General features: G+C 68.9%; 23 protein-coding genes and 4 pseudogenes. 16 read left to right on the plus strand and 11 right to left on the minus strand.

The annotated features are described in order from the left end of the window. Positions 1-200: 200 nt before the first annotated feature. The 5 genes and pseudogenes from AOK11_RS21855 (at position 201) to AOK11_RS21870 (ending at position 5,932) form a co-directional block, all read left to right on the plus strand. Entirely contained in the window at positions 201-2,027 is a 1,827-nt protein-coding gene (locus AOK11_RS21855; protein ID WP_055595445.1) for a flavin-containing monooxygenase, read from the plus strand. Between the two features lie 313 nt (positions 2,028-2,340). Continuing rightward, a pseudogene (locus AOK11_RS40375) lies at positions 2,341-2,661 on the plus strand (transposase family protein); the annotation flags it as partial. 247 nt (positions 2,662-2,908) lie between these two features. After that, positions 2,909-3,976, plus strand: coding sequence for an ice-binding family protein (locus AOK11_RS21860; protein WP_063793505.1), 1,068 nt, complete (start codon positions 2,909-2,911; stop codon positions 3,974-3,976). 299 nt (positions 3,977-4,275) lie between these two features. Further along, positions 4,276-4,818 (plus strand): DUF5819 family protein, encoded by a 543-nt coding sequence (locus AOK11_RS21865; RefSeq protein WP_338058938.1) that lies wholly within the window; start codon positions 4,276-4,278, stop codon positions 4,816-4,818. 61 nt (positions 4,819-4,879) lie between these two features. Continuing rightward, positions 4,880-5,932 (plus strand): HTTM domain-containing protein, encoded by a 1,053-nt coding sequence (locus AOK11_RS21870; RefSeq protein ID WP_055595446.1) that lies wholly within the window; start codon positions 4,880-4,882, stop codon positions 5,930-5,932. Positions 5,933-5,935: 3 nt separating this feature from the next. Here AOK11_RS21870 and AOK11_RS40380 read toward each other — a convergent pair whose 3' ends face one another. Continuing rightward, positions 5,936-6,334 carry a thiol-disulfide oxidoreductase DCC family protein gene (locus AOK11_RS40380; protein ID WP_079035003.1) on the minus strand — a complete coding sequence of 133 codons (399 nt, stop codon included), beginning with the start codon at positions 6,332-6,334 and terminating at the stop codon, positions 5,936-5,938. A 774-nt stretch (positions 6,335-7,108) separates the two neighbouring features. Between AOK11_RS40380 and AOK11_RS21875 the strand changes: the two genes are divergently transcribed. After that, a complete protein-coding gene (locus AOK11_RS21875; RefSeq protein ID WP_055595426.1) occupies positions 7,109-7,639 on the plus strand; it encodes a hypothetical protein in 531 nt (176 codons plus the stop codon). A gap of 84 nt (positions 7,640-7,723) precedes the next feature. Here AOK11_RS21875 and AOK11_RS21880 read toward each other — a convergent pair whose 3' ends face one another. Next, positions 7,724-7,993, minus strand: a complete 270-nt coding sequence (locus tag AOK11_RS21880) for a DUF397 domain-containing protein (RefSeq protein ID WP_055595427.1) — start codon at positions 7,991-7,993, stop codon at positions 7,724-7,726. Then, on the minus strand, positions 7,953-8,801 hold the full coding sequence (locus AOK11_RS21885; RefSeq protein WP_055595428.1) for a helix-turn-helix domain-containing protein: 849 nt from the start codon (positions 8,799-8,801) through the stop codon (positions 7,953-7,955). The genes AOK11_RS21880 and AOK11_RS21885 overlap by 41 nt, the downstream gene beginning before the upstream one ends. 87 nt (positions 8,802-8,888) lie before the next feature. Here AOK11_RS21885 and AOK11_RS21890 point away from each other — a divergent pair, with 87 nt between their 5' ends. Further along, positions 8,889-9,332 carry an ATP-binding protein gene (locus tag AOK11_RS21890; protein ID WP_055595429.1) on the plus strand — a complete coding sequence of 148 codons (444 nt, stop codon included), beginning with the start codon at positions 8,889-8,891 and terminating at the stop codon, positions 9,330-9,332. Here AOK11_RS21890 and AOK11_RS21895 read toward each other — a convergent pair. From AOK11_RS21895 to AOK11_RS21905, 3 genes and pseudogenes are all read right to left on the minus strand, one after another. Continuing rightward, positions 9,298-10,125 carry a serine hydrolase domain-containing protein gene (locus tag AOK11_RS21895; RefSeq protein ID WP_055595430.1) on the minus strand — a complete coding sequence of 276 codons (828 nt, stop codon included), beginning with the start codon at positions 10,123-10,125 and terminating at the stop codon, positions 9,298-9,300. The genes AOK11_RS21890 and AOK11_RS21895 overlap by 35 nt on opposite strands. Positions 10,126-10,143: 18 nt before the next feature. Then, positions 10,144-10,353, minus strand: a pseudogene (locus AOK11_RS21900) (GNAT family N-acetyltransferase); the annotation flags it as partial. A gap of 4 nt (positions 10,354-10,357) precedes the next feature. Continuing rightward, positions 10,358-11,575 carry an RNA-guided endonuclease InsQ/TnpB family protein gene (locus tag AOK11_RS21905; protein WP_055595431.1) on the minus strand — a complete coding sequence of 406 codons (1,218 nt, stop codon included), beginning with the start codon at positions 11,573-11,575 and terminating at the stop codon, positions 10,358-10,360. 26 nt (positions 11,576-11,601) lie between these two features. Between AOK11_RS21905 and tnpA the strand changes: the two are divergent. Further along, positions 11,602-12,012: pseudogene (gene tnpA, locus AOK11_RS40385) on the plus strand (IS200/IS605 family transposase); the annotation flags it as partial. Between the two features lie 109 nt (positions 12,013-12,121). Here the strand turns inward: tnpA and AOK11_RS21915 are convergent. Beyond that, a pseudogene (locus tag AOK11_RS21915) lies at positions 12,122-12,412 on the minus strand (GNAT family N-acetyltransferase); the annotation flags it as partial. An 88-nt stretch (positions 12,413-12,500) separates the two neighbouring features. Here AOK11_RS21915 and AOK11_RS21920 point away from each other — a divergent pair. Then, a complete protein-coding gene (locus tag AOK11_RS21920; protein ID WP_055595433.1) occupies positions 12,501-12,977 on the plus strand; it encodes a MerR family transcriptional regulator in 477 nt (158 codons plus the stop codon). Positions 12,978-13,179: 202 nt separating this feature from the next. On the opposite strand, the gene AOK11_RS21925 is transcribed toward AOK11_RS21920, so the two are convergent. The 3 genes from AOK11_RS21925 to AOK11_RS21935 form a co-directional block, all read right to left on the minus strand. Continuing rightward, the gene (locus tag AOK11_RS21925; RefSeq protein ID WP_055595434.1) at positions 13,180-14,028 is read right to left on the minus strand and encodes a DUF4429 domain-containing protein; all 849 of its coding nucleotides are present in this window, start codon (positions 14,026-14,028) and stop codon (positions 13,180-13,182) included. Positions 14,029-14,095: 67 nt separating this feature from the next. Further along, positions 14,096-15,313 carry an alpha/beta hydrolase gene (locus AOK11_RS21930; RefSeq protein WP_055595435.1) on the minus strand — a complete coding sequence of 406 codons (1,218 nt, stop codon included), beginning with the start codon at positions 15,311-15,313 and terminating at the stop codon, positions 14,096-14,098. An 86-nt stretch (positions 15,314-15,399) separates the two neighbouring features. Then, positions 15,400-16,074 carry a TetR family transcriptional regulator gene (locus AOK11_RS21935; protein WP_055595436.1) on the minus strand — a complete coding sequence of 225 codons (675 nt, stop codon included), beginning with the start codon at positions 16,072-16,074 and terminating at the stop codon, positions 15,400-15,402. A 184-nt stretch (positions 16,075-16,258) separates the two neighbouring features. On the opposite strand from AOK11_RS21935, the gene AOK11_RS21940 reads away from it, so the two are divergent. Together AOK11_RS21940 and AOK11_RS21945 are read left to right on the plus strand one after the other, a co-directional pair. After that, entirely contained in the window at positions 16,259-17,881 is a 1,623-nt protein-coding gene (locus tag AOK11_RS21940) for an MFS transporter (protein WP_055595437.1), read from the plus strand. A gap of 256 nt (positions 17,882-18,137) precedes the next feature. After that, on the plus strand, positions 18,138-18,446 hold the full coding sequence (locus AOK11_RS21945; protein ID WP_055595438.1) for a hypothetical protein: 309 nt from the start codon (positions 18,138-18,140) through the stop codon (positions 18,444-18,446). Between the two features lie 151 nt (positions 18,447-18,597). Here AOK11_RS21945 and aceE read toward each other — a convergent pair whose 3' ends face one another. After that, positions 18,598-21,345 (minus strand): pyruvate dehydrogenase (acetyl-transferring), homodimeric type, encoded by a 2,748-nt coding sequence (gene aceE, locus AOK11_RS21950; protein ID WP_055595439.1) that lies wholly within the window; start codon positions 21,343-21,345, stop codon positions 18,598-18,600. A gap of 409 nt (positions 21,346-21,754) precedes the next feature. Between aceE and AOK11_RS21955 the strand changes: the two genes are divergently transcribed. From AOK11_RS21955 to AOK11_RS21975, 5 genes are all read left to right on the plus strand, one after another. Continuing rightward, positions 21,755-22,192, plus strand: coding sequence for a DUF3052 domain-containing protein (locus AOK11_RS21955; protein ID WP_055595440.1), 438 nt, complete (start codon positions 21,755-21,757; stop codon positions 22,190-22,192). 158 nt (positions 22,193-22,350) lie between these two features. Next, positions 22,351-22,809 (plus strand): peroxiredoxin, encoded by a 459-nt coding sequence (locus AOK11_RS21960; protein ID WP_055595441.1) that lies wholly within the window; start codon positions 22,351-22,353, stop codon positions 22,807-22,809. 133 nt (positions 22,810-22,942) lie between these two features. After that, the gene (locus AOK11_RS21965; RefSeq protein ID WP_055595442.1) at positions 22,943-23,518 is read left to right on the plus strand and encodes a TerD family protein; all 576 of its coding nucleotides are present in this window, start codon (positions 22,943-22,945) and stop codon (positions 23,516-23,518) included. Between the two features lie 323 nt (positions 23,519-23,841). Then, positions 23,842-24,417: a TerD family protein gene (locus AOK11_RS21970; protein ID WP_055595443.1), complete on the plus strand. Its 576-nt coding sequence runs from the start codon at positions 23,842-23,844 to the stop codon at positions 24,415-24,417. 75 nt (positions 24,418-24,492) lie between these two features. Then, on the plus strand, positions 24,493-25,476 hold a 984-nt coding region (locus AOK11_RS21975; RefSeq protein ID WP_055595444.1), incomplete at its 3' end, for a DUF475 domain-containing protein.

Genomic DNA, 25,476 nt, shown 5'->3' on the forward strand with positions numbered 1-25,476 from the left:
CTTCCTGTCGGCTGTGTGGGGGGTGGGGGGAGTGGGGTCGAGGGTGCCGGCGGCAGTGAGGCGGAGACGGGTCAGTACGCGCCACCGCGCGTCCGAATCTCAACCGGACAGTGCTGTCCGGTTGTTGTTACCGTAGCGGAGCCGATGACCGCACAGGTCGACGCGGCCGGAACAACAGAGGATTGAAGCAGGTCCCCCACATGACGATCCCTCACATGCCGCCCCACCAGGCCCCGTCCCGTGAGGAGCTGGACGCGCTGAGGCAGCGCTACCGCTCCGAGCGCGAGCGACGGGTACGCCCGGACGGCGCCGCCCAGTACCAGGCCCCCGAAGCCGAGTTCGGCTACTACGCCGCCGACCCGTACGCGGGGGAGACGGCCGAGCGCGAGCCGCTGCACGACACCGTCGACGTCGCGGTCGTCGGCGGCGGATTCGGTGGCATCCTCGCCGGGGCGCGGATGCGCCAGCGGGGCGTGGAGTCCGTCCGCGTCGTCGAGACGGGCGGCGACTTCGGGGGCACCTGGTACTGGAACCGGTACCCGGGCATCCACTGCGACATCGAGTCGCACGTGTACCTGCCGATGCTCGACGAGACCGGATACGTCCCGGAGTGGAAGTACGCCCCGGGCGAGGAGATCCGCCGTCACGCGGTGCGCGTCGCCCGGCGGTTCGACCTCTACCGGGACGCCCTGTTCTCCACCTCGGTCACCTCACTGACCTGGGACGAGGACACCGAGACGTGGACCGTGACCACCGACCGCGGCGACGCGTTCCGGGCCACGTACGTCGTCACCTCCACCGGCACCCTCTCCACGCCGAAGCTCCCCGGAATCCCCGGCGTCCAGGACTTCAAGGGGCACACCTTCCACACCTCGCGGTGGGACTACGCCTACACCGGCGGCACCCCGGACGGCGGCATGACCGGCCTCGCGGACAAGCGGGTGGGCGTCGTCGGCACCGGCGCCACCGGCATCCAGGCCATCCCGATGCTGGCCGAGGACGCCGCGCACGTCTACGTCTTCCAGCGCACCCCCTCCACCGTGGACGTCCGCGCCAACCGCCGCACCACCGCCCAGGACGTCGGCGCCGACCGCGAGGGCTGGGCGCGCGAGCGCCGCGAGAACTACCTTCGCATCGTCTCCGGCGAACCGGCCGACCAGGACCTCGTCGCCGACCGCTGGACCGAGTCCGCCGGCCTCCTGGAGAAGCTCCTGCCGAGCTTCCGCCGCCAGGAGGACCGGGAGGCCTTCGAAGCGGCCTACGAGGCGGCCGACGCCGCCAAGATGAACGAGCTCCGCGCCCGCGTCGAGCAGACCGTCACCGACCCGGACACGGCGGAGAAGCTCAAGCCCTGGTACCGGTACGCCTGCAAGCGCCCCACCTTCTCCGACCAGTACTACCAGGCCTTCAACCGCGCCAACGTCACCCTGGTCGACACCGCCGACACCCACGGCATCGAGCGCATCACCGCGACCGGAGTGGTCGTCGGCGACACCACCTACGACCTCGACTGCCTGATCTTCGCGACGGGTTTCTCCGTCGGCACCTCGGGCGTCCTCTCCGGCAAGCTCCCCGTCCACGGCCGGGGCGGCACCCAACTCCTGCACGCCTGGGCGCAGCAGGGCCCGCGCACCCTGCACGGCTTCACCAGCAACGGCTTCCCGAACCTGATCCAGATGGGGTCCCTGCAGAACGCCAGCAGCGTCAACTTCACCCACGTCCTGGACGAACAGGCCGTCCACGCCGCCGCGTTGGTCGCCGCCGCCGAAGCGGCGGGTGCGCTCGTCGAACCGTCCCGCGAGGCGGAGGACGCCTGGCTCGCCGTCCTGGCGAAGGACGCCCCCGACCACGAGTGGTTCCACGCCGAGTGCACCCCCGGCTACTACAACAGGGAAGGCCGGGGCCGCCCCAACGGCCCCACCGCCTACCCCCACGGCGCCCACGCCTTCCACCAACTCCTCGAGCAGTGGCGCGAGGACTCGATCGACGACGTCCTCCGGCCCAGGACGCCTGCCAGGGAGCGGTGACCCGACGGGGGTGAGGGGGATGACCGGCGCGGGTTCCGATGACACATCGAGCCCGACTGTGCACCAAGGGCTCGGATGAGCTCCATCCAGACGGAACCCGCGCCGGCGGTCACCCCAGCCAGAACGAAATATCAGGTCGGCGCTCCTGCGCCATGTCCAGCAGGCATGCAGGGGTGCTTTGGTGTCGCTCACCGCCGCGTGATCTGATTGCGGCCAGTCGTTGATCCTTCGAATTGTGCCGCCGCTTGATCTCCTGTAATAGGAGGCAGTTGTCGATTGGCAACTGCTCGGTTTGATCATGTGACAGCTCGCGCCCGGTGCGGTCCAGGACATCCGGGCAGCCCGCGAGCACGGCATCGTCGACGTTCTCGCCGAGACCGGCATCACCTGCTGGGCGGGTAAGGGACACCAGGGTGCCGGCGGCACGGTCCGCGTTCCCTGCCGCAGCCGTTGGGACAGCCTTTGCACAGGTCAGCAGGCCGTCAGCCGGTCCCATGCGAAGATCCGGACGCTCGTCGAACAGGCCGTTGCCGCCCTGAGGTCCTGGCGGCTCCTCCGCGAGCTCCGGCGCTCGACCACCCGGATCGCGAGCCTTGTCCCATCCGTCCTCTGTCGGCGTCCGGCCGGCTCGGACCGAAGGCGGAAAGGCATCACTGATGCGGGCGAATTGCCGCTCCGCGATGGATCGCCGCACGGATAGGGGACAGCCATTCGGCTCAAAATTTTTCGTACATACCTTGATGCATATTGATTGATTCCGGCGACACCCCCGAGTGAATCGTCACCGGAGTCGGGCGTCTGCGTAATATGCCGCCGACAGAAGAGGCGATTCTGTTCGACAAGGAACGCAGGACGCCCCCCCCACAGGAGTTGGACACTCGATGACACTGAACATTCCCGATGCGCCGCAACGGCGCACAATGACGGCCTGGATCGCGGGGGTACTCACCCTGCTGGTCGCCATTGCCGTTGTGGCGGTGACACCTACACAAGCAAATGCGGCAACAGCTGTAGAGCTGGGTACCGCGGAAAGCTTCGCGGTACTGGCCGGTTCGACGGTCACCAACACAGGTAGTTCTGTGGTCACCGGAGACGTCGGTGTATCTCCGGGAACGGCCGTTACCGGATTCCCGCCAGGTACGGTGAACGGGACGATCTACGCGGGCGCGGCGGCGGCAGGAGCGAAGGCCGACCTTGGTACGGCGTACGACGACGCTTTCGGTCAGCCCACGGAATTCAACCTTTCCGCGGCGCCCGTGACCCCCACACTGATCCCGGGCACCTACGCCGTCACGTCCGGTCTCCTGGTCACCGGTACCTGGACCCTGGATGCCCAGGGCAACCCCGACGCCGTCTGGGTGTTCAAGGTTCCTGCGGGCCTGACAACGGCAACCGGGAGCAGCATTGTCCTTCAGAACGGCGCCCAGGCGTGCAACGTGTTCTGGGTGACCGACGAATCGGCCACGCTCGGATCCGGCTCCACCTTCGTGGGCACCCTCATGGCGCTCACCTCGATCACTGTCAACAGTGGGGCGACCATCGAGGGCCGGGTGCTGGCCCGCAACGGGGCCGTGACGCTGGACAACAACGTGATCACCAGGCCGGAGTGTGAAACCACCACCACGACCACCGGTGACGCTGCGACCGGTGACGCCGTGACCGGCGATGCCGCGACTGGTGACGCCGCGACTGGCGATGCCGCGACTGGTGACGCCGCGACTGGCGATGCTGCCGCGACCGGTGACGCTGCTGCGACCGGCGATGCTGCCGCGACCGGTGACGCCGTGGGCGGGCACGACTGCGACTGCCGCAAGAAGCCGGGGAAGCCTGGCAAGCCCGGCCACCAGGACAAGCCGGGGGAGCCCGGCTATGAGAAGAAGCCCGGCTATGAGAAGAAGCAGGGCATGCACAACGTGCCCGAGATGCCCAAGGTGAACATTCCGCACTGAAGGTAAGACGGGTGGCGCGCGGCGGATCGTCATCGATTCCGTCGCGTGCCACCCGCGGAAGCAGGAGCAGTAGGTGCGAGCAGTCAGGATGGGAAGGACCGGGTGGGGCCGTGCTGAGCGGCGCTGAGTCGACAAACGTGAAGTATCCGCAGCGGACCGGAGCTGAGCCGGCAGCGCAGGACAGTGGCGGGGGACCGGGTAGCACCCGTGGGATTTCAGGGCCACCCCGCCCGCTGAGCGCTGCAACGGGAACCGCGGTGGCCCTGTGTCTGGCAGTGACCCTGGTCCATGTACTCCTGGTGTTTCTGTACGTGGCGCCTCCGAACGCCATCTCAAAGGCCTACAGCCAGCAGGTCGACGCGTGGGTCCGGCCCGTGTTCGAGCAGAACTGGCGGCTCTTCGCCCCGAATCCGCAGTCCGCCAACCGGCAGATCTCGGCGAGGACCAGGCAGACGGCACCGGACGGCACCGCGCGGGTGAGCGGCTGGGTCGATCTGACCGCTGAGGACGATGCCGCCGTCAAGCACAACGTCTTTCCGAGCCATACGGCACAGAACATGCTGCGCCAGGCTTGGAACGCGTACCTGAAAACGCACGGCGGCGACAACCGGCCGAGCTCGGAGCGGGCTCTGATGATCGAGAAGTATCTGCGCAACATCGCAGCGGATCGCGTCACCGCCCAACGAGGCGGCACCTTCGATTCCCTCCAGCTGCGGGTGATCTCGCGGCCTATCGCCGCGCCCGACGCGGCGGGTGGACTCCCCCCGGCCGCCACGGCATCGACGCGGGCCGAAACCCGGTATCTGCCCTGGTGGAAGGTGGCCTCGCATGCAACGGACTGAGCAGAAACCGGCCGCGGCGCCCACAGCGTCCGAACGCACCACCGAGCGGGCAGCCGTCCGCATGCCGCAGCGCGTACTCGACCGGGCCCACGCGTTCCTCGCCCTCCTGACCGAGCGGCCGGTCTCCCTGTACGCGGCGGCGGTGCTGCGCATCGGGTACGGGCTGCTCTATCTCGTCTTCCTGCTCCGCGAGTTTCCGCACCGCAACGAGATGTGGGGCCCAGGTTCACCGTGGACGCCCACGCTGGCCAGGCAGATGTTCGACCAGAGCGGGTGGGCCAGCGTCCTCACCCTGTCCGACAGCCAGGTGTACTTCGAGATCTGCTACGCCGTGGCTCTGGTGACGTGTGCGCTGTTCTTGCTGGGCTGGCGGACGCGGGCGGTGTCCGTGCTGTTCGCGGTCGTGGTGGTGTCGTTCCACGCCAGGGCGATCTACATGGCGGACGGCGGGGACAATCTCATGGTCCTCATGGCTGTCTACCTCGTCTTCACCGCGTGCGGCCGGCGCTGGTCCCTCGACGCCCGCAGGACCCGGCTCCAGGCGTCGGCGGGCAGGACGGCAGGCCCGCAGGGCGGCGATCTCCGGCACCATCTCGGTGACGCCCGCACCATCTTGACCACCGTGCTGCACAACTGCGGCATGTTCGTCATCGCCGCCCAGGTCTGCTTCCTCTACGGATGCGCGGGCCTGTACAAGGTGCAGGGTCTGAAGTGGGGCGACGGCACCGCCCTGCACTACGTCCTGAACATCGACCTGTTCCGGCCCTGGCCCGAGCTGTCCCAGATGATCGCCGGCCATCACGTGCTGATCGCCGTCGTCGGCTACCTGACGGTGCTGGTGCAGGTCGCCTTTCCGTTCGTCCTGTTCGGCAGGCTCAAATACCCTGTCCTGATCCTGCTGTTGGGCATGCACGTGAATATCGCGGTGCTCATGGGGCTGCCTCTCTTCTCCGGCGCGATGATCGTCGCCGATGCCGCATTCCTGCCGGACCGCTTCTACCGCGCCCTGGGACGGCTGGGGCGGCGCGCCTTCCAGCGCACAGGTGGCGTGGGAGCGGAAGCCCCCGTCGGGACAGCACCCGCTGTGGTACCGCCGCAGCCCTCACTGAAATAGGGGTCAGCAGTCCGGTTTCCCTCGCATATGAGCCGGGAGAGAGCAGGAGGCTGTGCCGCCCGGCAGGCGATGGCGGTTCTTCGCGACAACCCGGTAGACGCCACGTGCCGTCCAGTTGACAGGCGGCAGCCGAAGAACGAGCCCGAGCCACCACCAGCGCCTCCGTCCGCACATCAGCACGGCGGACAGGGCGCGCGGTCCACCGTAGACCTTGCCGCCGACCGGGCTGATCCAAAGGACCTCGCGGTCGGCTCTGTCTTCGGTGACGCCCAGGGCGGCGAGGTCGGCGTACTGCCAGGGGACGAATTGCACACGCGGCTGAATGGTGCGCCGAGCAATCTCGATTGTTCTGCTACAAAAACCGCAGTCTCCGTCGAACAACAGAATGGGCTGGCTTGCCATCTGGGATCCCTTTCCTCTACGGACTGCGTTGAAGAACTTCAGTGTGCGGTGGTCAAAAGCCGATTGGCGAGCAACACGACCTACGGAGCGTCTACTGATTCGACCCATGCCGGAGAGCGGGCCGGATCCGGCCCGCCGCCGGCGCGCAGGTGGACGGTGAAGTCCACCTGCGCGCCGGCGGTGGAGCTGTCCCGCCAGGGGCACCGGGGCGGTCACGACACGGTGGCCGCCACAAGACAGGAACGGGCGCCCGTGATCATGGGGTTCTCTACGCTTTGTGGCCTTGGGGAGCCCGTGCCTGCCGATGCGTCATCTCTGATCTCTTCTGCCTTTGGCCGGCTCAGCCCACGTCCGGAAGTCGACGCGAGTGGGATTGCGGGCCTGCTGGAACGCCTCGCACAGGTCCCCGACCTCCGTGATCCCCGTGGGGCACGGCACTCACCCGTGACAACGCTCGCGCTGACTGCGTGCGCGGTCCTGGCCTGCGGAGTCCGCGATCTACAGGTTGCCGGCCGGGGGCGACATCGACGTTCTGGACCGCGCGGTCGGGGCCTGGCCTCGCGGACCGGCAGGACAAGAGCCCCGGTCCGCGCGGGCCGACCGTCGGCAGGAAGTCGCTCCGGGGTGCTGCCCGAGCGGACGGCCGGAAGATCTACCTCCTGGCTACTTGGCGGGCAGCTGATCCTGGCAGAACAAGGTGCGGCAGGCCGAAGCGGTGATCGCTGCCGGAACCCGGCACTGACCTGGTGTGATGCCTGTGGCAGGCTGCGGGCCATGGGATGGTCGTTCAAGCTGCACGGTGGTGTCGCGGCCGGGCTGGGCGCCGTCCTCCTGCCGCTGGCCTGGCTCACTTGGCTGCCCGGGACCTTGCCGTTGCTCGATGGGCGATGGCTGCTGCCGCTGAACGTCGTAGTGGTCTTCCCGACCGTCATGGCCGCCCTGGCCCGTCTCGTGCTGGCGCGGGCGGACAAAGCCCAGGTCTGGCAGGCCTTGAGGTGTCTTCCCGGCAAGGTTCAGGCAGGGCTTGCGGTGCTGGTCCTGTCGGGTATGGCGATGATGTTCCTCAGTATGGGGCGGGAGGGGAACCTGCAGTCCGCCGAGGTGAGGGACGGGAAATACTTCGCTTTCGACACCACTGCACGCGGCACGGTCGAACTCTCCCGGGAGCGGTATCAGGCTGTCCTGGAGGCCGATCAGCGCAGCATGCTCACGATCCCCGGCGTGGTCCTCGTCGGTGCCGCATGCGCAGTCCTGGCAGCCGGTGAGTTGCGCCGGGCGGATCGTGGCGTCGCGCCGTCGAGGTAGAGGGCGGTGGGTCCCGTCGCGTCGGGCGGCGGCGGGACCACGCCGTCGTGTTGGGGCGATTGACGCAGCTCTCGGGCAGAGCGGTCAGCGCAGGCCGTTGACGAAGGTCTGCCAAGCGGGGGCGCTGATGGTGAGGACGGGGCCGGTCGGGTTTTTGCTGTCCCGGACCGGGACGGCGCCGGCCGGGCAGCCGTCGGCCACCTCAATGCACTCACCGCCGGTGCTTCCGCTGTGGCTGGAGGTGCGCCATGTTGCGCCGTCGGTGACGGTGCACTCCACGCAGTCCCCGCCGGTGTTCCCGCTGTAACTGGACTTACGCCACTGGCTGTTCCTCGAGCTGGGAGCGGTGTCCATAGCGTTCCTCCATCACGTGGATGATCAGTTCCGCCGAATCCTCCACGGAGAGCGCGGCGGCCTGCAAGCGAGCGTAACGGAGCGAAGCTTCCCTGAGAGTCTCGGGATTGGCCGTCATATGACCGGAGATGAGGTCTTCCGTGTAGACCACATCCGGGTCATCTTCGAAGCGGAGGAAGTTGAACGAACCAGCGAGGCTGGAGTGTCCACCGACCTTGTTCGGTAGCACCTGCACGTGCACCCACCGGTCACCGGTGAATTTCAACAAATGTGCCAGTTGGCGCCGCATGACGCCATGACCGCCGATCGGCCGGTGCAGTACGGCCTCGTCCAGTACCACCCAGGCCAGCGGCGGTTGTTCCCGCTCCAAGATGCGCTGGCGCTCCATCCGAGCGGTCACCAGGCTTTCCAGATCGTCCGGCACCCCGGTGGCGAGCACCGCCCGTGCGTACTCCTCCGTCTGCAGCAGCCCGTACACCACCTGGGCCTGATACGTGGAGATGTACGACGCCTTCGCCTCCATCTCCGCGTACGGCTGGAACCACGTGGGCAGTTGGCTTCGCAGCACCAGGCCGATCAAGCGGGAGAAGGTGCCGTCGGTGCCGAGGGCGGCGTCGACGCGTTCGGAGAAGTCGCGGGTGGGGATCTTCTTCGTGGTCTCGATCTGGCCGATCAGCGAGCCCGTGCAGAAGATGATTTCACCGAGCCGGCCCTGATTGAGCCCGTGGGCTTCGCGTTGGCGGCGCAGCTCCCAGCCGTAGTAGTCGAGGGGGGACGCGCTGGGGTCGAGCGTCTGGATGTTGGCCACAGTGATGCCTCCGGCCTGGCCTCAACGTCTCGCGATGTTGGTTTCTTTGCGTAGCCAAGCGTACGCAGAGCGTCTCATTTTGGTGACGTGAATCATGCAACTGGTCCGCGTGCGGCGGACGTCGAGACGCGGTACCGGGCCGAGTTCGCCCTGGGCGAGCACTCGGTCCGGCACCTGCGGCGCATTCTGCGGCTCTACCTTGAGAGGGCAGGCCTGTCGGAGGTCGCCGACGCGGCCGAACTCGCGGTGTCGGAACTGCTCGCCAACGTCATCCGGCACGTACCCGGACGCCGGTGCGGGATCTGCTTCCTGCTGCTGCCGGGGGCGGTGCGGGTGGAGGTCTCCGACAGGTGCCCGCGCCTGCCGGTGCCGGCGGGCCGGGACGTGCTGGCCGAGGGCGGGCGTGGGCTGCTTCTCGTCGAGGCGGTGACCGACCGGTGGGGCGTTGCGCCGTGTCCCACCGGTGGCGGCAAGACCGTGTGGTTCGAGTGCGCCCTCAGTCCCGGAGCTCCGCCAGCACCGCGTCCGTGAAGGGCGGCCAGGCCTCGACCGCCCAGGGGCCGAAGGCGCGGTCGGCCAGGGCCACGCAGGCGACGCCCGCCGCCGGGTCGATCCACAGGAACGTGCCCGACTGGCCGAAGTGGCCGAAGGTGCGGGGCGAGGAGGAGCCGCCCGTCCAGTGGGGGGACTTGGAATCGCGGATCTCGAAGCCGAGGCCCCAGTCGTTGGGGTTCTGGTGGCCGTAGCCCGGCAGGACGCCCTTGGTGCCCCGGTACTGGACCGTCATCGCCTCGGCGACGGTCCGCGGGTCCAGCAGGCGCGGGGCCTGAACCTCGGCGGCGAAGCGCAGCAGGTCGTCCACCGTGGACGTGCCGTCCTTCGCCGGGGAGGCGGCGCCCTCCAGGGACGTCGATGTCATCCCCAGCGGTTCCAGCACCGCCTGCCGCAGGTACTCGGCGAACGGGATCTCCGTCGCCTTCGTGATGTGGTCGCCGAGCTGCTCGAACCCGGCGTTGGAGTACAGGCGGCGCTCACCGGGGGCGGAGGTCACCCGGTGCTCGTCGAAGGCGAGGCCGGAGGTGTGGGCGAGGAGGTGGCGGACCGTCGAGCCCTCGGGGCCGGCCGGCTCGTCCAGCTCGATCGCGCCCTCCTCGTACGCCACGAGCGCCGCGTACGCCGCGAGCGGCTTGGTGACCGAGGCGAGCGGGAAACGGTGGCCGGTGGGGCCGTGGGTGCCCAGGACGGTGCCGTCCGCCCTGACGACTCCCGCCGCCGCGGTGGGTACCGGCCAGTTCTCGATCGACGCGAGGCTCTTGAGCGACATGCCCTCGAGGGTATGCGCTCACAGCCGCAGCTCGAGCAACGGGTCCGGCCTCCGGGCGAAGCCCAGGGAAGCGTACAGGGGCTCGGCCTGTGCGGTCGCGGTGAGGCGGATGCGGCAGGCGCCGCGCTCGCGGAACCAATCCAGCAGCGCCTCCATGCACGCCCGCGCGTGGCCCCGGCGGCGGGCGTCCGGGTCGGTGGCGACGCTGAAGACTTGACTTCCGCTCCCCACCCTAAAGGGCGGGGGTTCCTACCACGATCGGCTGACCGTCTCGGTGGGTTCCTGCTTCACCGCGCTGTGCGGGCACGAGTGCCCGGCTTACCCGCGCTCGACAGGCCGAAACCGCCAGTCCGGCGGCCTTGGCGACGTTGACCGCCGCGTTGATGTCCCGGTCCAGGACGGTCCCGCACGCTGCGCATTGCCAGACGCGGACGTGCAGCGGTTTGGGACCGTCCTTGACACCGCACACCGAGCAGACCTGAGAGGTCGGCTCGAAGCGTCCGATGCGATGGAAGGTGCGGCCAAACTTCGCGGCCTTGTACTCCAGCATCGCGACGAAAGCCGACCATCCGGCGTCGTGCACGGACTTGGCCAGGCGCGTACGGGCGAGTCCCTTGACCGCCAGGTCTTCCACCGCGACCGCTTGGTTCTCGCGGATCAGCCTGGTGGAGAGCTGGTGGTGGAACTCGCGCCGTGCATCGGCCACCTGCGCGTGTGCGCGGGCGACCTTGATGCGGGCCTTGGTCCTGTTGCTGGAACCCTTCGTCTTCCGGCTCAGATTCCGCTGTGCGCGCTTGAGCTTCTTCTCGGCCCGGCGAAGGAAACGCGGGGCGTCGATCTTCGTGCCGTCGGAGAGGACGGCGAAGTGCCCCAACCCCAGGTCGATGCCGACCACGGGTTCGGTCTCGGGCAGTGTCCCAGGCTCGGTCTCCACCACGAACGAGGCGAAGTACCGGCCGACCGCACCCTTGATCACGGTCACCGTGGACGGCACCGAGGGCAGGTTACGGGACCACTTCACCCGCACATCGCCGATCTTCGGCAGCGACAGGTCCCCACCCGGCGTGATCTTCCAGCGGGCGTTGGCGGTGAACCGTACGGCCTGCCGGTTGTCCCTGCGGGACTTGAACCGGGGCACGCCCATGCGCGGGCGCTTGCCCTTGAGCCCGTCGAAGAAGTTCCGGTAGGCGGTGTCCAGGTCCCGCAGCGACTGCTGGAGGATTACGGCGGAGACCTCGCCGAGCCAGGCACGTTCTCCGGTCTTCTTCGCCTCGGTGATCAGCAGCTTCGACAGGTCCCCGGTCCCGGGGAACGGCTCACCTGAGGTGCGGGCGGTCTCACGGGCGCGGAGCGCGTCGTTGTAGACCACCCGCGCACACCCGAACGCCCTGGCCAGCGCGGCACGCTGGGGAACGTTCGGATACAGGCGGAAGCTGTACCGAAGCTGCATGCCAATCACCGTACTGCAGTTGGTTTATGGCTGAATATCAGAACATTCGTACTGGTCGTCACTGTGCTTTCGTTCTTCATGCCCACTTGGTTTTCGTGACGAAGTACCGGCACAAGGTCTTCAGCGACGCGCACCTGACCCGCTTGGAGGAGATCATGCGCGCCGTCTGCGAGGACTTCGAGTGTGAGCTGGTGGAGTTCAACGGCGAGAACAACCACGTCCACCCATTGGTGGACTTCCCGCCGAAGGTCGCCCTGTCAAAGCTGGTCAACAGCCTGAAGGGCGTCAGCTCCCGCAGGCTCCGCCAGGAGTACCCGGAACTGGTCCGGCACTACTGGCGGGCACAGCGGCTGTGGTCCGGCTCGTACTTCGCCGGATCGGTCGGCGGTGCCCCGTTGTCGATCGTGAAGCAGTACATCGAGCAGCAGAACCGGCCCGTCCGAGCTGAGGTCAACAGTGCGAACCCGTGTCCACAGCGCGGGTCAGAGCAGTCCTCGGAGTCGCTTCACCACCGGGCTGAAGCCCGGCGCACTGCGATTAGGCCCGGTAGCCGTCGGTGCCGTGCGGGTCGTGCGCGCCGCCGATGCGGTACTCGATCGAGCCGGCCACCAGCGCCGCCAGCCCGCCCCGCTCCGGCCGGTCCACGACGAACGCCGCGAACGGGCCGTCCGGCTCGGCGAGCTTCGCGCGCAGCACCGGCAGGGCGTCGGCGTGCCAGTCCGTGGCGGGGGAGGAACGGGCCATCGAGTCGATCATCACCTGGCGCAGGCGCAGCACTTCCTCCGCGTCGTCGGCCACCGCCCGGCGTGCACGAGGTCCACGCGTCATGACCGGCATGCTAATCGGCCAGGACGTCCGCCCGCCCGCCGTTTTCCCGCCGGTCGTGCTTGCCTGGAGTGCACTCCAGGGATCTAGCGTGGAGGGTATGACGGTGACGGAGACCACGGGTGAGAACACGGGTGCCAGGACCGACACCTGCGCCGGGCCGCCGCAGGGCGACCGGCGGCCGGACGGCGCGGACAAGTACACGATCAGCGAGGTGGCCGCCCTCACCGGGCTGAGCGCACACACCCTGCGCTGGTACGAGCGCATCGGGCTGATGCCGCACATCGACCGGTCGCACACCGGCCAGCGCCGCTACAGCAACCGCGACCTCGACTGGCTCGCCCTCGTCGGCAAGCTCCGGCTGACCGGGATGCCGGTCGCGGACATGGTCCGGTACGCGGAGATGGTGCGGGAGGGCGACCACACCTACGCCGACCGCTTCGAGCTCCTCAAGGCGACCCGCGAGGACGTGGTGGCCCGGATCGCGGAGCTCCAGGGCACCCTCGCCGTGCTCGACCGGAAGATCGGCTTCTACGCGGACGCCGGGCGCGCCCTGGCATCGGAGAGGTCCCGTTGAGCGACGGCGGTACCGAGGGACTGGGCGGCGGACGCCGGCGGCCGCTCTGCTCGGCCGACGCCCCTCCGTGAAAGCCGTGAGCACCGCGCCGCGCGGTGCTCACGGTTTCGCCGACGACGTGCCTGCCGGGCGGCCGGGACGCGGCGGCACCCGCGAGTCGTCCCCGTCGTGGATCCGGCGGATCACCGCGGCCGGCGGAGCCCTAAAGCTCCGCCAGCAACTCCGCCTTCTTCACGGAGAACTCCTCGTCCGTCACCAGTCCCGCCTGGTGCAGTTCCCCGAGGTGGCGTATGCGGTCGGCGATGTCCGCGGGGTCGCGGCGCACGGCGGCCACGGCCCCCGCGGGCACCGGCGCGGTCGTCCGCGCCGCCGCCAGTACGGCCGCGGCGAACGGCAGCGACTCGTGCACCGGGCCGTACCCCAGCCCGAACACCACGGCCGCCGGGTCCTGGTCGGCCTGCGGGGGCCGGGCGGGCTCGTCGCGGCGCAGCAGCCGCAGATGCCCTTCGAAGACCTCCGGGGAGCGCCACTCCACGCCGCACAACTCCCCGACGGGGAAGCGCTGGTCGCCGGCCTTCCACTTCGCGGACGAGGCCCCCGTCCAGGACCAGCGGAAGGAGACCGCCTTCCCGTCGAAGGAGGCCCTGCCGTCGTACGCCTTGAAGTGCAGCGGAGTGTCCGGGGCGGACACCAGATGGCGCTCGGCGGGACCCGACTCGGTGAGCAGGGCGAGGAGTTCGTCGGCGTAGTACTCGGCGAGCGTCTCGCGTTCGGCGGGCAGCACGAGCCGGTAGGGGTCGCAACTGTCCTTCAGCTGCCCGGCCGCCGCCTCCATCAACGGGTCGGCGCCGGGCCGCGGCTCGATGCGCAGCACGACGGTGTCGCGTCTGCCGGGGGTCAGCGTCACTCCGGCGATGGCCTCCAGGGGGATGCGGCGTTCCCCGAGTGCCTGAAACAACTTGGGTGTTCTGATCCCCCTTTCGTACCGGATGAGCACGGAGTCGGACTCGAACTCCCAGGCAGCGTGAAATCCGGCCAGTACGTCACCCATGCGGCTCATCGTATGCGGCACGAGCCTTTTCGTCCCCTCCCCGGGCATACCGCAGTTCCTCCGTTCTCTACGCGCGTCCCGATGCGGCGGTGCCGGACAAACCCGCCCGGCACAGGCCGTTCCCGTGTGCGCAGTCCACCGCGCGGTATGCGCCAACACCGATCTCGGCGAAGTTGCGCAGACTGTCGGTGCCCGGCACGAAGTACCCGCTGTGGCCCCGGGCCTCATGCGCCGACAGCACGCGCGCTCCGAAGGCCGAGGACACCGGGTCGGCCCCGTGCCCCAGCCCGCCGACCTCGAGGTAGGGCACGTCCTGGATCCAGTCGTCCGCGTCCCGCATCGCCCACACCCGTGCGTGGGTGCGCAGGTCGGTGACCGACTCGGCCCGCATGCCGGGACTGCCGGCCACTGCTATGTCGGTCACCCGGCCGGGCAGCGTGGGCGCGGCGAGCCCGCACACCACGGAGCCGTAGCTGTGGCAGAACAGGGAGACGCGGGCCTCGCCGGGCAGGGCGCGCAGCAGCGCGCCGAGGCGCGCCGCGCCGTCCGCGGCACGCGCCGCCATCGCCGACTCCATGCCGAGCCCGCTGGGCGCGGTGTAGTCGGCCCAGGCGATCACGGCGGTGGGCGTCGAGGGGGCCGCCGTGTGCTCGGCCGCGTAGAGCGACTGGGCCATGCCGACGGGCGCCGCATAGCGGCGCTGGGTGCGCTGGAAGGTGAGCAGGTCGGTGTCGACGCCGGGGACGACGACCGAGACCCGCTCGGCCGCGCGCAGGTTGCCGAAGACCTCGGCGGCCCGGCCGGGGCCCGACGGGTCGAAGGCGAGGATCTGGCGGCCCGGGCTCATCAGGGCCGTGAAGCGGTTCATCCGGCGGCCCGCCTGATGCTGCCCGGCGGGGGTGAGCCGTTTGTCGCGCATCCGTTCCCGCTCGACCTCGCGGGCCTGCTCCAGCGCGATGCGGTTGGCGCGGTAACGCAGCTTGACCGGGGCGCCGTTCATGTTGCCGACCGCGAGCGGGAAGCGGTGGGCGAGACCCACCCGCTGCGCCTTGGTGAGAGAGGCGAAGAACCGGGCCAGTGCGGCGGGCGCGGAATCGGGGTCGGGCAGCCGGTGGCCTCCTGTGCGCCCCTGCTCCCAGGCGGTGAGCGAGGCCGGGAGCGGTGCCTTGTCCCGCTGTTGGCGCAGTGCCGTCCAGCCGGTGGTCGCCAGCATCACGAAGACGACGGCCAGTGCGAGGAGCGCACGCCACACGTTCAGTTGCGGGGTGGTGTCGAAGGAAGTCACTGACAGGACACACTAGGAGAACGGGAGGGTCTCGCGTCAATCAAGTGACGGGTATCACGTTTCGATACGTCGATGGTGAGCAGTAGTCACCCGGAGGTGCGTCGGGCGTCGCTCCAGGGCCCCGCCAGGGCGGGCCCCAACTGGTCCAGGTGGGCCGTCACCAGCTCGCGCAGGGCGGCGAGGCCGGAGTCCCCGGCAGACCAGGACCGTTCCGCCACCCGGACCACGCCGCAGACCGCGGCCACCAGGATGCGCGGCCGGGGGTCGGTGTCCAGGTCGACGCCCTCACGGCCGGCGATCACGCGGGCCAGCCGCTCCTCCAGTTCGCTGGAGCGCCGCAGATGCGCGGCGAGCAGCGCGGGCGTCGACTCGATCACCCGGTACACCCGCAGGTGCAGCTCCAGCGGCACGACCTGCTCGACGACCTCGTTGATGCCGTCCCAGCTCTCCCGCAGGGCCCCGCGCAGCACGTCCAGCGGCGGCTCGCCGGGAGGGCGCCCCCGTACGGCGTCGACGACGAGGGACTCGGCGAGGCGCGGGACGTGGAACGCGACCTCCTCCTTGCTGGCGAAGTAGCGGAAGAAGGTGCGCTGCGAGACGTGGACGGCCGCCGCGATGTCGTCGACCGTCGTCCCCTCGTAGCCGCGGGTCGCGAACAGCTCCAGGGAGGACCGGACCAGCGCGTCGCGGGTGAGCCGCTTCCTGCGTTCCCGCAGCCCCGGCGCCGGCACCGCGCCGACGACGGTCCCGACCGTCTCCATGGTTCCTCCCGTGGCTCTCCGGACCGATTCCCCCGCGGTTCCCCGGGTTCCCTGTGGTTCCCGCGGTTTCCCGGGGCGCTTCCGGAACCGTTCTCCCAGTTCAGGCTATACGGGCATGTCGACCGAGTTACTGATCGATGAATTGGTTTGTCAACTGTCAGTGACTGTCACTAGCCTCGAACGCATGACTAGTCAGACCACCATCGACGCGACGGGACCCGGGGACAGGACACCTTCGGACGCCTCGTCGGACGCGGCACGCGGCAGAGGGCGGCGCGGCCATCCCTGGCTCACCCTCTTCACCGTCGCCGTCGGCGTCATGATGGTGGCCCTCGACGGCACCATCGTCGCCATCGCCAACCCCGCCATCGCCAGCGACCTCGGCGCCAGTTTCGCCGACGTCCAGTGGATCACCAACGCGTACTTCCTCGCCCTCGCGGTCTCCCTGATCACCGCGGGCAAGCTCGGTGACCGGTTCGGCCACCGGCAGACCTTCCTCATCGGCGTGGTCGGCTTCGCCGCCGCCTCGGGCGCGATCGGCCTGTCCGACAGCATCGCGTCGGTCATCGTCTTCCGTGTCCTGCAGGGTCTGTTCGGCGCGCTGCTGATGCCGGCCGCGCTGGGCCTGCTGCGCGCGACCTTCCCGGCCGAGAAGCTCAACATGGCCATAGGGATCTGGGGCATGGTCATCGGCGCCTCCACCGCCGGCGGCCCGATCCTCGGCGGTGTCCTCGTCGAGCACGTCAGCTGGCAGTCGGTCTTCTGGATCAACGTCCCGGTCGGTGTCCTCGCGGTCGCTCTCGGCGTGTGGATCCTGCTCGACCACCGCGCGGAGAACCGCCCGCACTCCTTCGACGTCCCCGGCATCGCTCTGCTGTCCGGCGCGATGTTCTGCCTCGTCTGGGCGCTGATCAAGGCCCCCGAGTGGGGCTGGGGAGACCTCAAGACCTGGGGGTTCATCGCCGTCTCGGTGGTGCTCTTCGTGGTCTTCGCGTTCTGGGAGAGGGGGGTCAAGGAGCCGCTGATCCCGCTGGCGATGTTCCGCTCCGTCCCGCTGTCCGCGGGTGTCGTGCTGATGGTCCTCATGGCCATCTCCTTCATGGGCGGCCTGTTCTTCGTCACCTTCTACCTGCAGAACGTGCACGGCCTGAGCCCGGTCGACGCCGGTCTGCACCTGCTGCCGCTCACCGGCATGATGATCGTCGGCTCCCCGCTGGCCGGCGCGGTGATCACCAAGGTCGGTCCGCGCATCCCGCTGGCCGGCGGCATGGCCTTCACCGCGCTCGCCATGTTCGGCATCTCCACGCTCCAGAAGGACACCGGCAGCGCCTTGATGTCGCTCTGGTTCGCGCTGCTGGGCCTCGGCCTGGCCCCCGTCATGGTCGGCGCCACCGAGGTGATCGTGGGCAACGCGCCGCTGGAGCTCTCCGGCGTCGCCGGCGGTCTCCAGCAGGCTGCCATGCAGGTCGGCGGCAGCCTCGGTACGGCCGTGCTGGGCGCGGTGATGGCCTCCAAGGTCGACAACGACCTCGCGGACAACTGGGCGGACGCGGGACTCCCGCCGCTCACTCCCGAACAGGCCGAGCAGGCCGCCGAGGCAGTCCAGATCGGTGTGCCCCCGGTGGGCGGGCAGATGCCCCCGGAGATGGTCGCGACGGTCACCGACGTGGCCCACGACACCTTCATCTCCGGCATGAGCACGGCTTCCCTGGTCGCCACCGGAGTCGCCGTCGTGGCGGTGGGCGTCGCCCTCCTCACCAAGCGCGGTGAGAACGCGGAGGCCGGCGCGGGCGTCGGTCACATCTGACCGATCCGGTGACCGGGTTCGCTCGTCAGGGTGAACCGATGCGGTGATCCCTCCCGTTGGGAGGGGGTCGCAGGTCACAGTGGGTCAGGTCCTCCGCAGGGCCTGGGGGATGCGGCTGCGGCGCGCTGCTGGAGGGGGGCAGCGCGCAGGCAGCGGCTCGTCCGCCGTCGCTTCGGGGGCATTCACTCCCCGAGTGGGGGTACCCGCATGTCGAACCCCACTGCAACTCCAACCAACCCCGGGGTTCTGGGAGTTGATGATGGCGAGCTTCGGAAACGGCACGCGCAGGCACCCCCGCTCACGTGGCCGGACGTGGTCAGGGAGCGGGCCGGATCGCGCGACGCTCGGAATCATCGGAGCCATCTGCGCGGTCGCCGGATTCTTCGTGCTGGGGATCGTCCTCGGCCCGGCGGCGATCGTCTGCGGCTGGCTCGCCATGGGCCGCAGTTGGGGCGGGTCCCGCTCGATCCCGGCGCTGGTCGCCGTGGTGCTGGGCGCCATCGACACGCTGCTGGCGGTCATCTGGCTGGCCGGAGCCACCGGCTCGGGCTACGGAGTGTTCTGACCACCCGGGCGGTCCGGGACCGGACGGAAGACCCCGGTTCCGGACGGACGAGGACCCGGAAAGCGGACAGAAGTCTCCGGAACGGCACGGCACAGGAAGAAGGGCCTCCGGCGAACGCCGGAGGCCCTTCTTCCTGTGCCGTGCGCCCGCGTCAGGCGTCGCCGCCCGCCGGGCCCGGGCCGGCCGCGGCCACGTCGAGCAGCTGGTAGCGGTCGATGGCCTGCTTCAGCACGGACCGGTCGACGTGCCCCTCGCGGGCCAGCTCCGTCAGCACTCCCACCACGATCGACTGCGCGTCGATGTGGAAGAACCGCCGGGCCGCCCCGCGCGTGTCGGCGAAGCCGAAGCCGTCCGCGCCCAGTGACTGGTACGTCCCCGGCACCCAGCGCGCGATCTGGTCCGGCACCGACCGCATCCAGTCCGACACCGCCAGGACCGGCCCCTGCGCCGAGGACAGCTTCCGGGTGACGTACGGCACCCGCTGCTCCTCCTCCGGACCCAGCAGGTTGTGCCGCTCGCACTCCACGGCCTCGCGCCGCAGCTCGTTCCAGGAGGTCGCCGACCAGACGTCGGCCCGGACGTCCCACTCCTCGGCGAGGATCCGCTGCGCCTCGAGGGCCCAGGGCACCGCGACACCGGACGCGAGGATCTGGGCCGGCAGCGAGCCCGCCGTGCCCTCGCTGAAGCGGTACAGGCCCTTGAGGATGCCCTCCACGTCCACGTTCTCCGGCTCGGCCGGGTGCCGGATGGGCTCGTTGTAGACGGTCAGGTAGTAGAAGACGTCCTCGCCGTGCGGGTGCTGCTCGTCGCTGCCGTACATCCGGCGCAGACCGTCCTGCACGATGTGCGCGATCTCGAACCCGAAGGCCGGGTCGTAGGCCACGCACGCCGGGTTCGTGGACGCCAGCAGCTGCGAGTGGCCGTCCGCGTGCTGAAGGCCCTCGCCGGTCAGCGTCGTACGCCCCGCGGTCGCGCCGAGGACGAAACCGCGCGCCAGCTGGTCGCCCATCTGCCAGAACTGGTCGCCGGTGCGCTGGAAACCGAACATCGAGTAGAAGACGTACACCGGGATCAACGGCTCGCCGTGCGTGGCGTACGCCGAGCCGGCTGCGATCAGCGAGGCCGTGCAGCCGGCCTCGGAGATGCCGTCGTGCAGCATCTGCCCGTTCGGCGCCTCCTTGTACGCGAGCAGCAGCTCGCGGTCCACGGACTCGTACTGCTGCCCGAGCGGGTTGTAGATCTTCGCGCTCGGGAAGAACGAGTCCATGCCGAACGTGCGGTACTCGTCCGGCGCGATCAGTACGAACCGCTTGCCGATCTCCTTGTCCCGCAAGAGATCCTTGAGGAGGCGGACAAAGGCCATGGTCGTCGCGATGGACTGCTGGCCCGAGCCCTTCTTCACGTTCGCGTACGTCTTGTCCTCGGGTAGCGCGAGGGGCTTCGAGCGCACCACACGCGTCGGCACGTACCCGCCGAGCGACTTGCGGCGGTCGTGCATGTACTGGAGCTCCTCCGAGTCCCGGCCCGGGTGGTAGTACGGCGGCAGGCCGGACTCCAGCTCCTTGTCGGAGATCGGCAGGTGCAGCCGGTCACGGAAGCCCTTGAGGTCGTCGACCGTCAGCTTCTTCATCTGGTGCGTGGCGTTGCGGCCCTCGAAGTTCGGGCCGAGCGTCCAACCCTTGACCGTCTTGGCGAGGATCACCGTCGGCTGGCCCTTGTGGTCCTTCGCCGCCTGGTACGCCGCGAAGATCTTCTTGTGGTCGTGGCCGCCGCGCCCCAGGTGCAGCACCTGATCGTCGGTCATGTTCTCGATCATGGCGCGCAGCCGGTGGTCGTCGCCGAAGAAGTGGTCGCGGATGTACGCCCCGGACTCGGTGGCGTACGTCTGGAACTGGCCGTCCGGCGTGGTGTTCATCCGGTTGACCAGGACGCCGTCCCGGTCCTGGGCGAGCAGCGGGTCCCAGGAGCGGTCCCATACCAGCTTGATCACGTTCCAGCCGGCGCCCCGGAAGACCGACTCCAGCTCCTGGATGATCTTGCCGTTGCCGCGCACCGGCCCGTCCAGGCGCTGCAGGTTGCAGTTGACGACGAAGGTCAGGTTGTCGAGGTTCTCGCGGGCCGCGAGCGTGAGCTGGCCCAGCGACTCGGGCTCGTCCATCTCGCCGTCGCCGAGGAACGCCCACACGTGTGACTTCGAGGTGTCGGTGATGCCGCGCGCCTGCATGTAGCGGTTCATCCGGGCCTGGTAGATCGCGCTGATCGGGCCCAGGCCCATCGACACGGTCGGGAACTCCCAGAAGTCCGGCATCGACCGCGGGTGCGGGTACGACGACAGCGCTTCGGGCGCCTTCGACTTCTCCTGCCGGAAACCGTCCAGCTGCCGCTCGCTCAGCCGGTCCAGCAGGTACGCCCGCGCGTAGATGCCCGGCGAGGCGTGGCCCTGGAAGAAGACCTGGTCGCCGCCGTCGCCCTCGTCCTTGCCGCGGAAGAAGTGGTTGAAGCCCACGTCGTAGAGCGACGCCGAGGAGGCGAAGGTGGCGATGTGGCCGCCGACGCCGATCCCGGGCCGCTGGGCGCGCGAGACCATCACCGCCGCGTTCCAGCGGGTCGCGTTGAGGATCTTGCGCTCGATCTCCTCGTTGCCAGGGAAGAACGGCTCCGCGCGGGTGGGGATCGTGTTCACGTAGTCCGTGCTGCGCATCTCGGGCACGGCCACGCGCCGCTCGCGGGCCCGCTCGATCAGGCGCAGCATCAGGTAGCGGGCCCGGTCCCGGCCGCGTTCGTCGACGGCGGCGTCGAGGGAGTCGAGCCACTCCTTGGTTTCCTCGGGGTCGAAGTCAGGAACCTGACTCGGAAGGCCACCAATGATGATCGGGTTGCGATCGGATGCGGAAGCCACGCTGTTCCTTACCTGTCGAAGGGCCGTGAGGAGGCCGCTGCTTCACTGATGCAGCCGGGTCTGCGCGATCCCCATGGTCCACCCCGGGGCCGCACACGTCATCTCTACCGATAGGTAACCCGCACCCGACACCGGTACGGTGGCGTACGGAGCGAATCTCGGATTCATGCGAGTCTCGTACCCGTATACAGTTCCCAAACGCCCATTCGGGGCACAAGGGTGTGGTGTGAGTCACTGTGGACCAGGATGATGTGCCTGGAGTTGCGGTGTCCCGGCCAGGATCGTCACCGTTTAGGCGGTCCGGGCGGCCGGGTACTTGCGCGATCCGCCCCGCCCGTGTGGACTACGGCCAACGCCGCGCGCCTGCGCGTGGCTGAGATATTCCCAAACCATGATCAGGAGGCAACCCGTGAGCGCGACCGCGGACCACGCGGAGGAGCGGACGAACCCTGCCGCCAGGCTGGGGTTCCAGCCCGGGCAGGTGGTCCAGGAGATCGGCTACGACGACGACGTCGACCAGGAGCTCCGCGAGGCCATCGAGGGCGTCATCGAGAGCGACCTTGTCGACGAGGACTACGACGACGTGGCTGACGCCGTTGTGCTGTGGTTCCGCGACGACGACGGCGACCTGACGGATGCGCTGGTGGACGCCGGCACGTACATCGAGGAAGGCGGGGCGATTCTGCTCCTCACGCCCAAGACCGGCCGTTCGGGATACGTCGAGCCGAGTGACGTCTCGGAAGCAGCCACCACAGCCGGCCTGACCGCCGCCAAGAGCGTCAGCGTCGGCAAGGACTGGAGCGGCAGCCGACTGGCCACGCCCAAGGCCGCCAAGTCCCGGAGGTAACCACCACGGCGGCGGCCCGCTCCCGCGGCCGGCCGTCTCCCGCTGTGTACCGGACGGGCTGACCAGTTCAGCCCGTCCGGACCATCGTCGTACCTCTTGCGTAGGGTGTTCCCAGGGAACAGACCGGGTACAGCACCCCCGAAGGGACGATTCAGGCGATGGCGATCCAGGTCGGCGAACACGCTCCCGACTTCGAACTCAAGGACAACCACGGCGCGCCCGTCCGGCTGTCCGACCACCGCGGCCGTCAGAACGTGGTGCTCGTCTTCTACCCCTTCGCCTTCACCAGCGTGTGCACCGACGAGCTGCGCGCCCTGCGCGACGGCCCGGCCCGCCTCGCCGACCGCGACACGCGGCTGATCGCCGTCTCCACCGACTCCATCCACACCCTGCGCGTCTTCGCCGAGCAGGAGCGCCTGGAGTACCCCCTGCTGTCCGACTTCTGGCCGCACGGGGACGTCGCGCGCGCCTACGGCGTCTTCGACGAGAACAAGGGCTGCGCCGTACGGGGGACCTTCGTCATCGACCGGGAGGGCCTCGTACGGTGGACTGTCGTCAACGCGCTGCCCGACGCACGCGATCTGAACGACTACGTCGAGGCGCTCGACACGCTGTGAGCACGCCCGACGGCGGTGATTCTTCGGTCCCGGGACCTGCGGTGGCCGGGAACCCGTTACTAGGATCGAATCGTTGATCCGACATCCGACGCACGACAGGGGCTTCCCGCCCCCGGACATCAATGGAGGACTCGTGGGAGTCAGCCTCAGCAAGGGCGGCAACGTATCGCTGACCAAGGAGGCGCCGGGCCTGACCGCGGTCATCGTCGGACTGGGGTGGGACGTCCGCACCACGACCGGCACCGACTTCGACCTGGACGCCAGCGCGCTGCTGGCGAACAACACGGGCAAGGTCAGCAGCGACGCCAACTTCGTCTTCTTCAACAACCTCAAGAGCCCCGACGGCTCGGTCGAGCACACCGGCGACAACCTCACCGGTGAGGGCGAGGGCGACGACGAGCAGATCAAGGTCAACCTCGCGGGTGTCCCCGCCGAGATCGAGAAGATCGTCTTCCCGGTGTCGATCTACGACGCCGAGAACCGCCAGCAGTCCTTCGGCCAGGTGCGCAACGCGTTCATCCGCGTCATCAACCAGGCCGGCGGCGCCGAGATCGCCCGCTACGACCTGTCCGAGGACGCCTCCACCGAGACCGCCATGGTCTTCGGCGAGCTGTACCGGCACGGCGCCGAGTGGAAGTTCCGGGCCATCGGCCAGGGCTACGCCTCCGGTCTGCGCGGCATCGCCCAGGACTTCGGCGTGAACGTCTGAGACGTTCGTGCTCCGGGCGCCGACGCCCGGGTCCGGTCGTCTCGCACGGCTGTTTCGTCCGGCGCCGCACGGTTTACGTGCGGCGCCGGACGTGCAGGACCATCTGAGGAACATCACGGGCCTGTCTTCGGGTTCATCCCGGCTCCAAGAGACGGCACCCGACAAAGCTCCGGTGAGCGGGGGCTGGTGCGTGCGGCTGCAAGGCGGAGGAGGGAGTCATGGCGGGGCCATGGCGACCGACGACGACGCGGCAGATGTGCGTGCCGGGCCTCGCGTCCCCGGGAGGAACCGAAAGACAGGCCCCAAGGGGAGGGACCAGCATCATGGGCGTCACGCTCGCCAAGGGAGGAAACGTCTCCCTGTCCAAGGCCGCACCGAACCTCACGCAGGTGTTGATCGGGCTCGGCTGGGACGCGCGCTCCACCACCGGAGCCCCCTTCGACCTCGACGCCAGCGCACTGATGTGCAGCGGCGGCCGGGTCATGGGGGACGAGTGGTTCATCTTCTACAACCAGCTCCACAGCCCGGACGGCTCGGTGGAGCACACCGGCGACAACCTCACGGGTGAGGGCGACGGCGACGACGAGTCCCTGCTGGTCGACCTCTCCAAGGTGCCGGACCGGTGCGACAAGATTATTTTTCCGGTCTCCATCCACCTGGCCGACGACCGCGGTCAGGCTTTCGGCCAGGTCAGCAATGCTTTTATCCGAGTCGTCAATCAAGCGGACGGACAGGAACTCGCCCGCTACGACCTCTCGGAGGACGCCTCCACGGAAACCGCGATGATCTTCGGTGAGCTCTACCGCTATCAGGGTGAGTGGAAGTTCAGGGCGGTGGGACAGGGGTACGCGTCCGGGCTGCGGGGCATCGCTCTAGACTTCGGAGTCAACGTTTCGTAAAGCCGACTACGGCAGCGGGGAGAGTCTCCTCCGGAGAGTGTCCGGAGGAGCCCCCAACACACGATGGGGTAGCCAGTGGTTCTGAAAACCTTCGGCTGGTCGTTCGCGGTCACCGCGCTCGGCCTGGTCGCAGCGATCCTCTTCGGGGGGTGGACCGCCTTCGGCATCGTGGCGATCCTCTCGATCCTCGAAATCTCGCTGTCTTTCGACAACGCGGTGGTCAACGCCGGAATCCTGAAGAAGATGAATGCCTTCTGGCAGAAGATCTTCCTCACCATCGGCATCCTGATCGCCGTCTTCGGTATGCGACTGGTCTTCCCCGTCGTGATCGTCGCCATCAGCGCCTCGCTCGGACCCATCGAGGCGGTCGATCTCGCCCTCACCGACAAGGACCGCTACCAGGAACTGGTCACCGACGCCCACCCGTCGATCGCCGCTTTCGGTGGCATGTTCCTGCTGATGATCTTCCTGGACTTCATCTTCGAGGACCGGGACATCAAGTGGCTGACCTGGATCGAGCGCCCGCTGTCCAAGCTCGGCAAGGTCGACATGCTGTCGGCCTGCATCGCGCTGATCGTCCTGCTGGTCGCCTCCCTCACGGTCGGGGCCAACGCCCACCAGCACGGCGGCCTGCACGTGGACAAGGCGGAAACCGTCCTCCTCGCCGGTATCGGCGGTCTGATCACCTACATGATCGTGGGCGGGCTCTCCGGCTACTTCGAGAACCGGCTCGAGGAGCAGGAGGAACACGAGCACGAGGAGGAGGAGAAGGCCGCGCGGGCCGGCAAGCCCAAGACGGCCCTCGCCATCGGCGGCAAGGCCGCGTTCTTCATGTTCCTCTACCTCGAGGTCCTGGACGCGTCCTTCTCCTTCGACGGCGTGATCGGCGCCTTCGCCATCACCAACGACATCGTGCTGATGGCCCTGGGCCTCGGTATCGGCGCCATGTACGTCCGTTCGCTGACGGTCTACCTGGTCCGCCAGGGCACCCTCGACGAGTACGTCTTCCTGGAGCACGGCGCGCACTACGCGATCGGCGCCCTCGCCGCGCTCCTGCTC

The sequence above is a fragment of the Streptomyces hirsutus genome, assembly GCF_001418415.1.
Taxonomy (GTDB): Bacteria; Actinomycetota; Actinomycetes; order Streptomycetales; family Streptomycetaceae; genus Streptomyces; species Streptomyces hirsutus.

Bases quoted from the DNA above. Each gene is read 5' to 3' on its own strand.
- AOK11_RS21855 (WP_055595445.1), top strand. From the start codon at position 201: ATGACGATCCCTCACATGCCGCCCCACCAGGCCCCGTCCCGTGAGGAG.
- AOK11_RS21860 (WP_063793505.1), top strand. From the start codon at position 2,909: ATGACACTGAACATTCCCGATGCGCCGCAACGGCGCACAATGACGGCC.
- AOK11_RS21870 (WP_055595446.1), top strand. From the start codon at position 4,880: ATGCCGCAGCGCGTACTCGACCGGGCCCACGCGTTCCTCGCCCTCCTG.
- AOK11_RS40380 (WP_079035003.1), bottom strand. From the start codon at position 6,334: ATGGCAAGCCAGCCCATTCTGTTGTTCGACGGAGACTGCGGTTTTTGT.
- AOK11_RS21875 (WP_055595426.1), top strand. From the start codon at position 7,109: ATGGGATGGTCGTTCAAGCTGCACGGTGGTGTCGCGGCCGGGCTGGGC.
- AOK11_RS21880 (WP_055595427.1), bottom strand. From the start codon at position 7,993: ATGGACACCGCTCCCAGCTCGAGGAACAGCCAGTGGCGTAAGTCCAGT.
- AOK11_RS21895 (WP_055595430.1), bottom strand. From the start codon at position 10,125: ATGTCGCTCAAGAGCCTCGCGTCGATCGAGAACTGGCCGGTACCCACC.
- AOK11_RS21905 (WP_055595431.1), bottom strand. From the start codon at position 11,575: ATGCAGCTTCGGTACAGCTTCCGCCTGTATCCGAACGTTCCCCAGCGT.
- AOK11_RS21920 (WP_055595433.1), top strand. From the start codon at position 12,501: ATGACGGTGACGGAGACCACGGGTGAGAACACGGGTGCCAGGACCGAC.
- AOK11_RS21925 (WP_055595434.1), bottom strand. From the start codon at position 14,028: ATGGGTGACGTACTGGCCGGATTTCACGCTGCCTGGGAGTTCGAGTCC.
- AOK11_RS21935 (WP_055595436.1), bottom strand. From the start codon at position 16,074: ATGGAGACGGTCGGGACCGTCGTCGGCGCGGTGCCGGCGCCGGGGCTG.
- AOK11_RS21940 (WP_055595437.1), top strand. From the start codon at position 16,259: ATGACTAGTCAGACCACCATCGACGCGACGGGACCCGGGGACAGGACA.
- AOK11_RS21945 (WP_055595438.1), top strand. From the start codon at position 18,138: ATGATGGCGAGCTTCGGAAACGGCACGCGCAGGCACCCCCGCTCACGT.
- AOK11_RS21960 (WP_055595441.1), top strand. From the start codon at position 22,351: ATGGCGATCCAGGTCGGCGAACACGCTCCCGACTTCGAACTCAAGGAC.
- AOK11_RS21970 (WP_055595443.1), top strand. From the start codon at position 23,842: ATGGGCGTCACGCTCGCCAAGGGAGGAAACGTCTCCCTGTCCAAGGCC.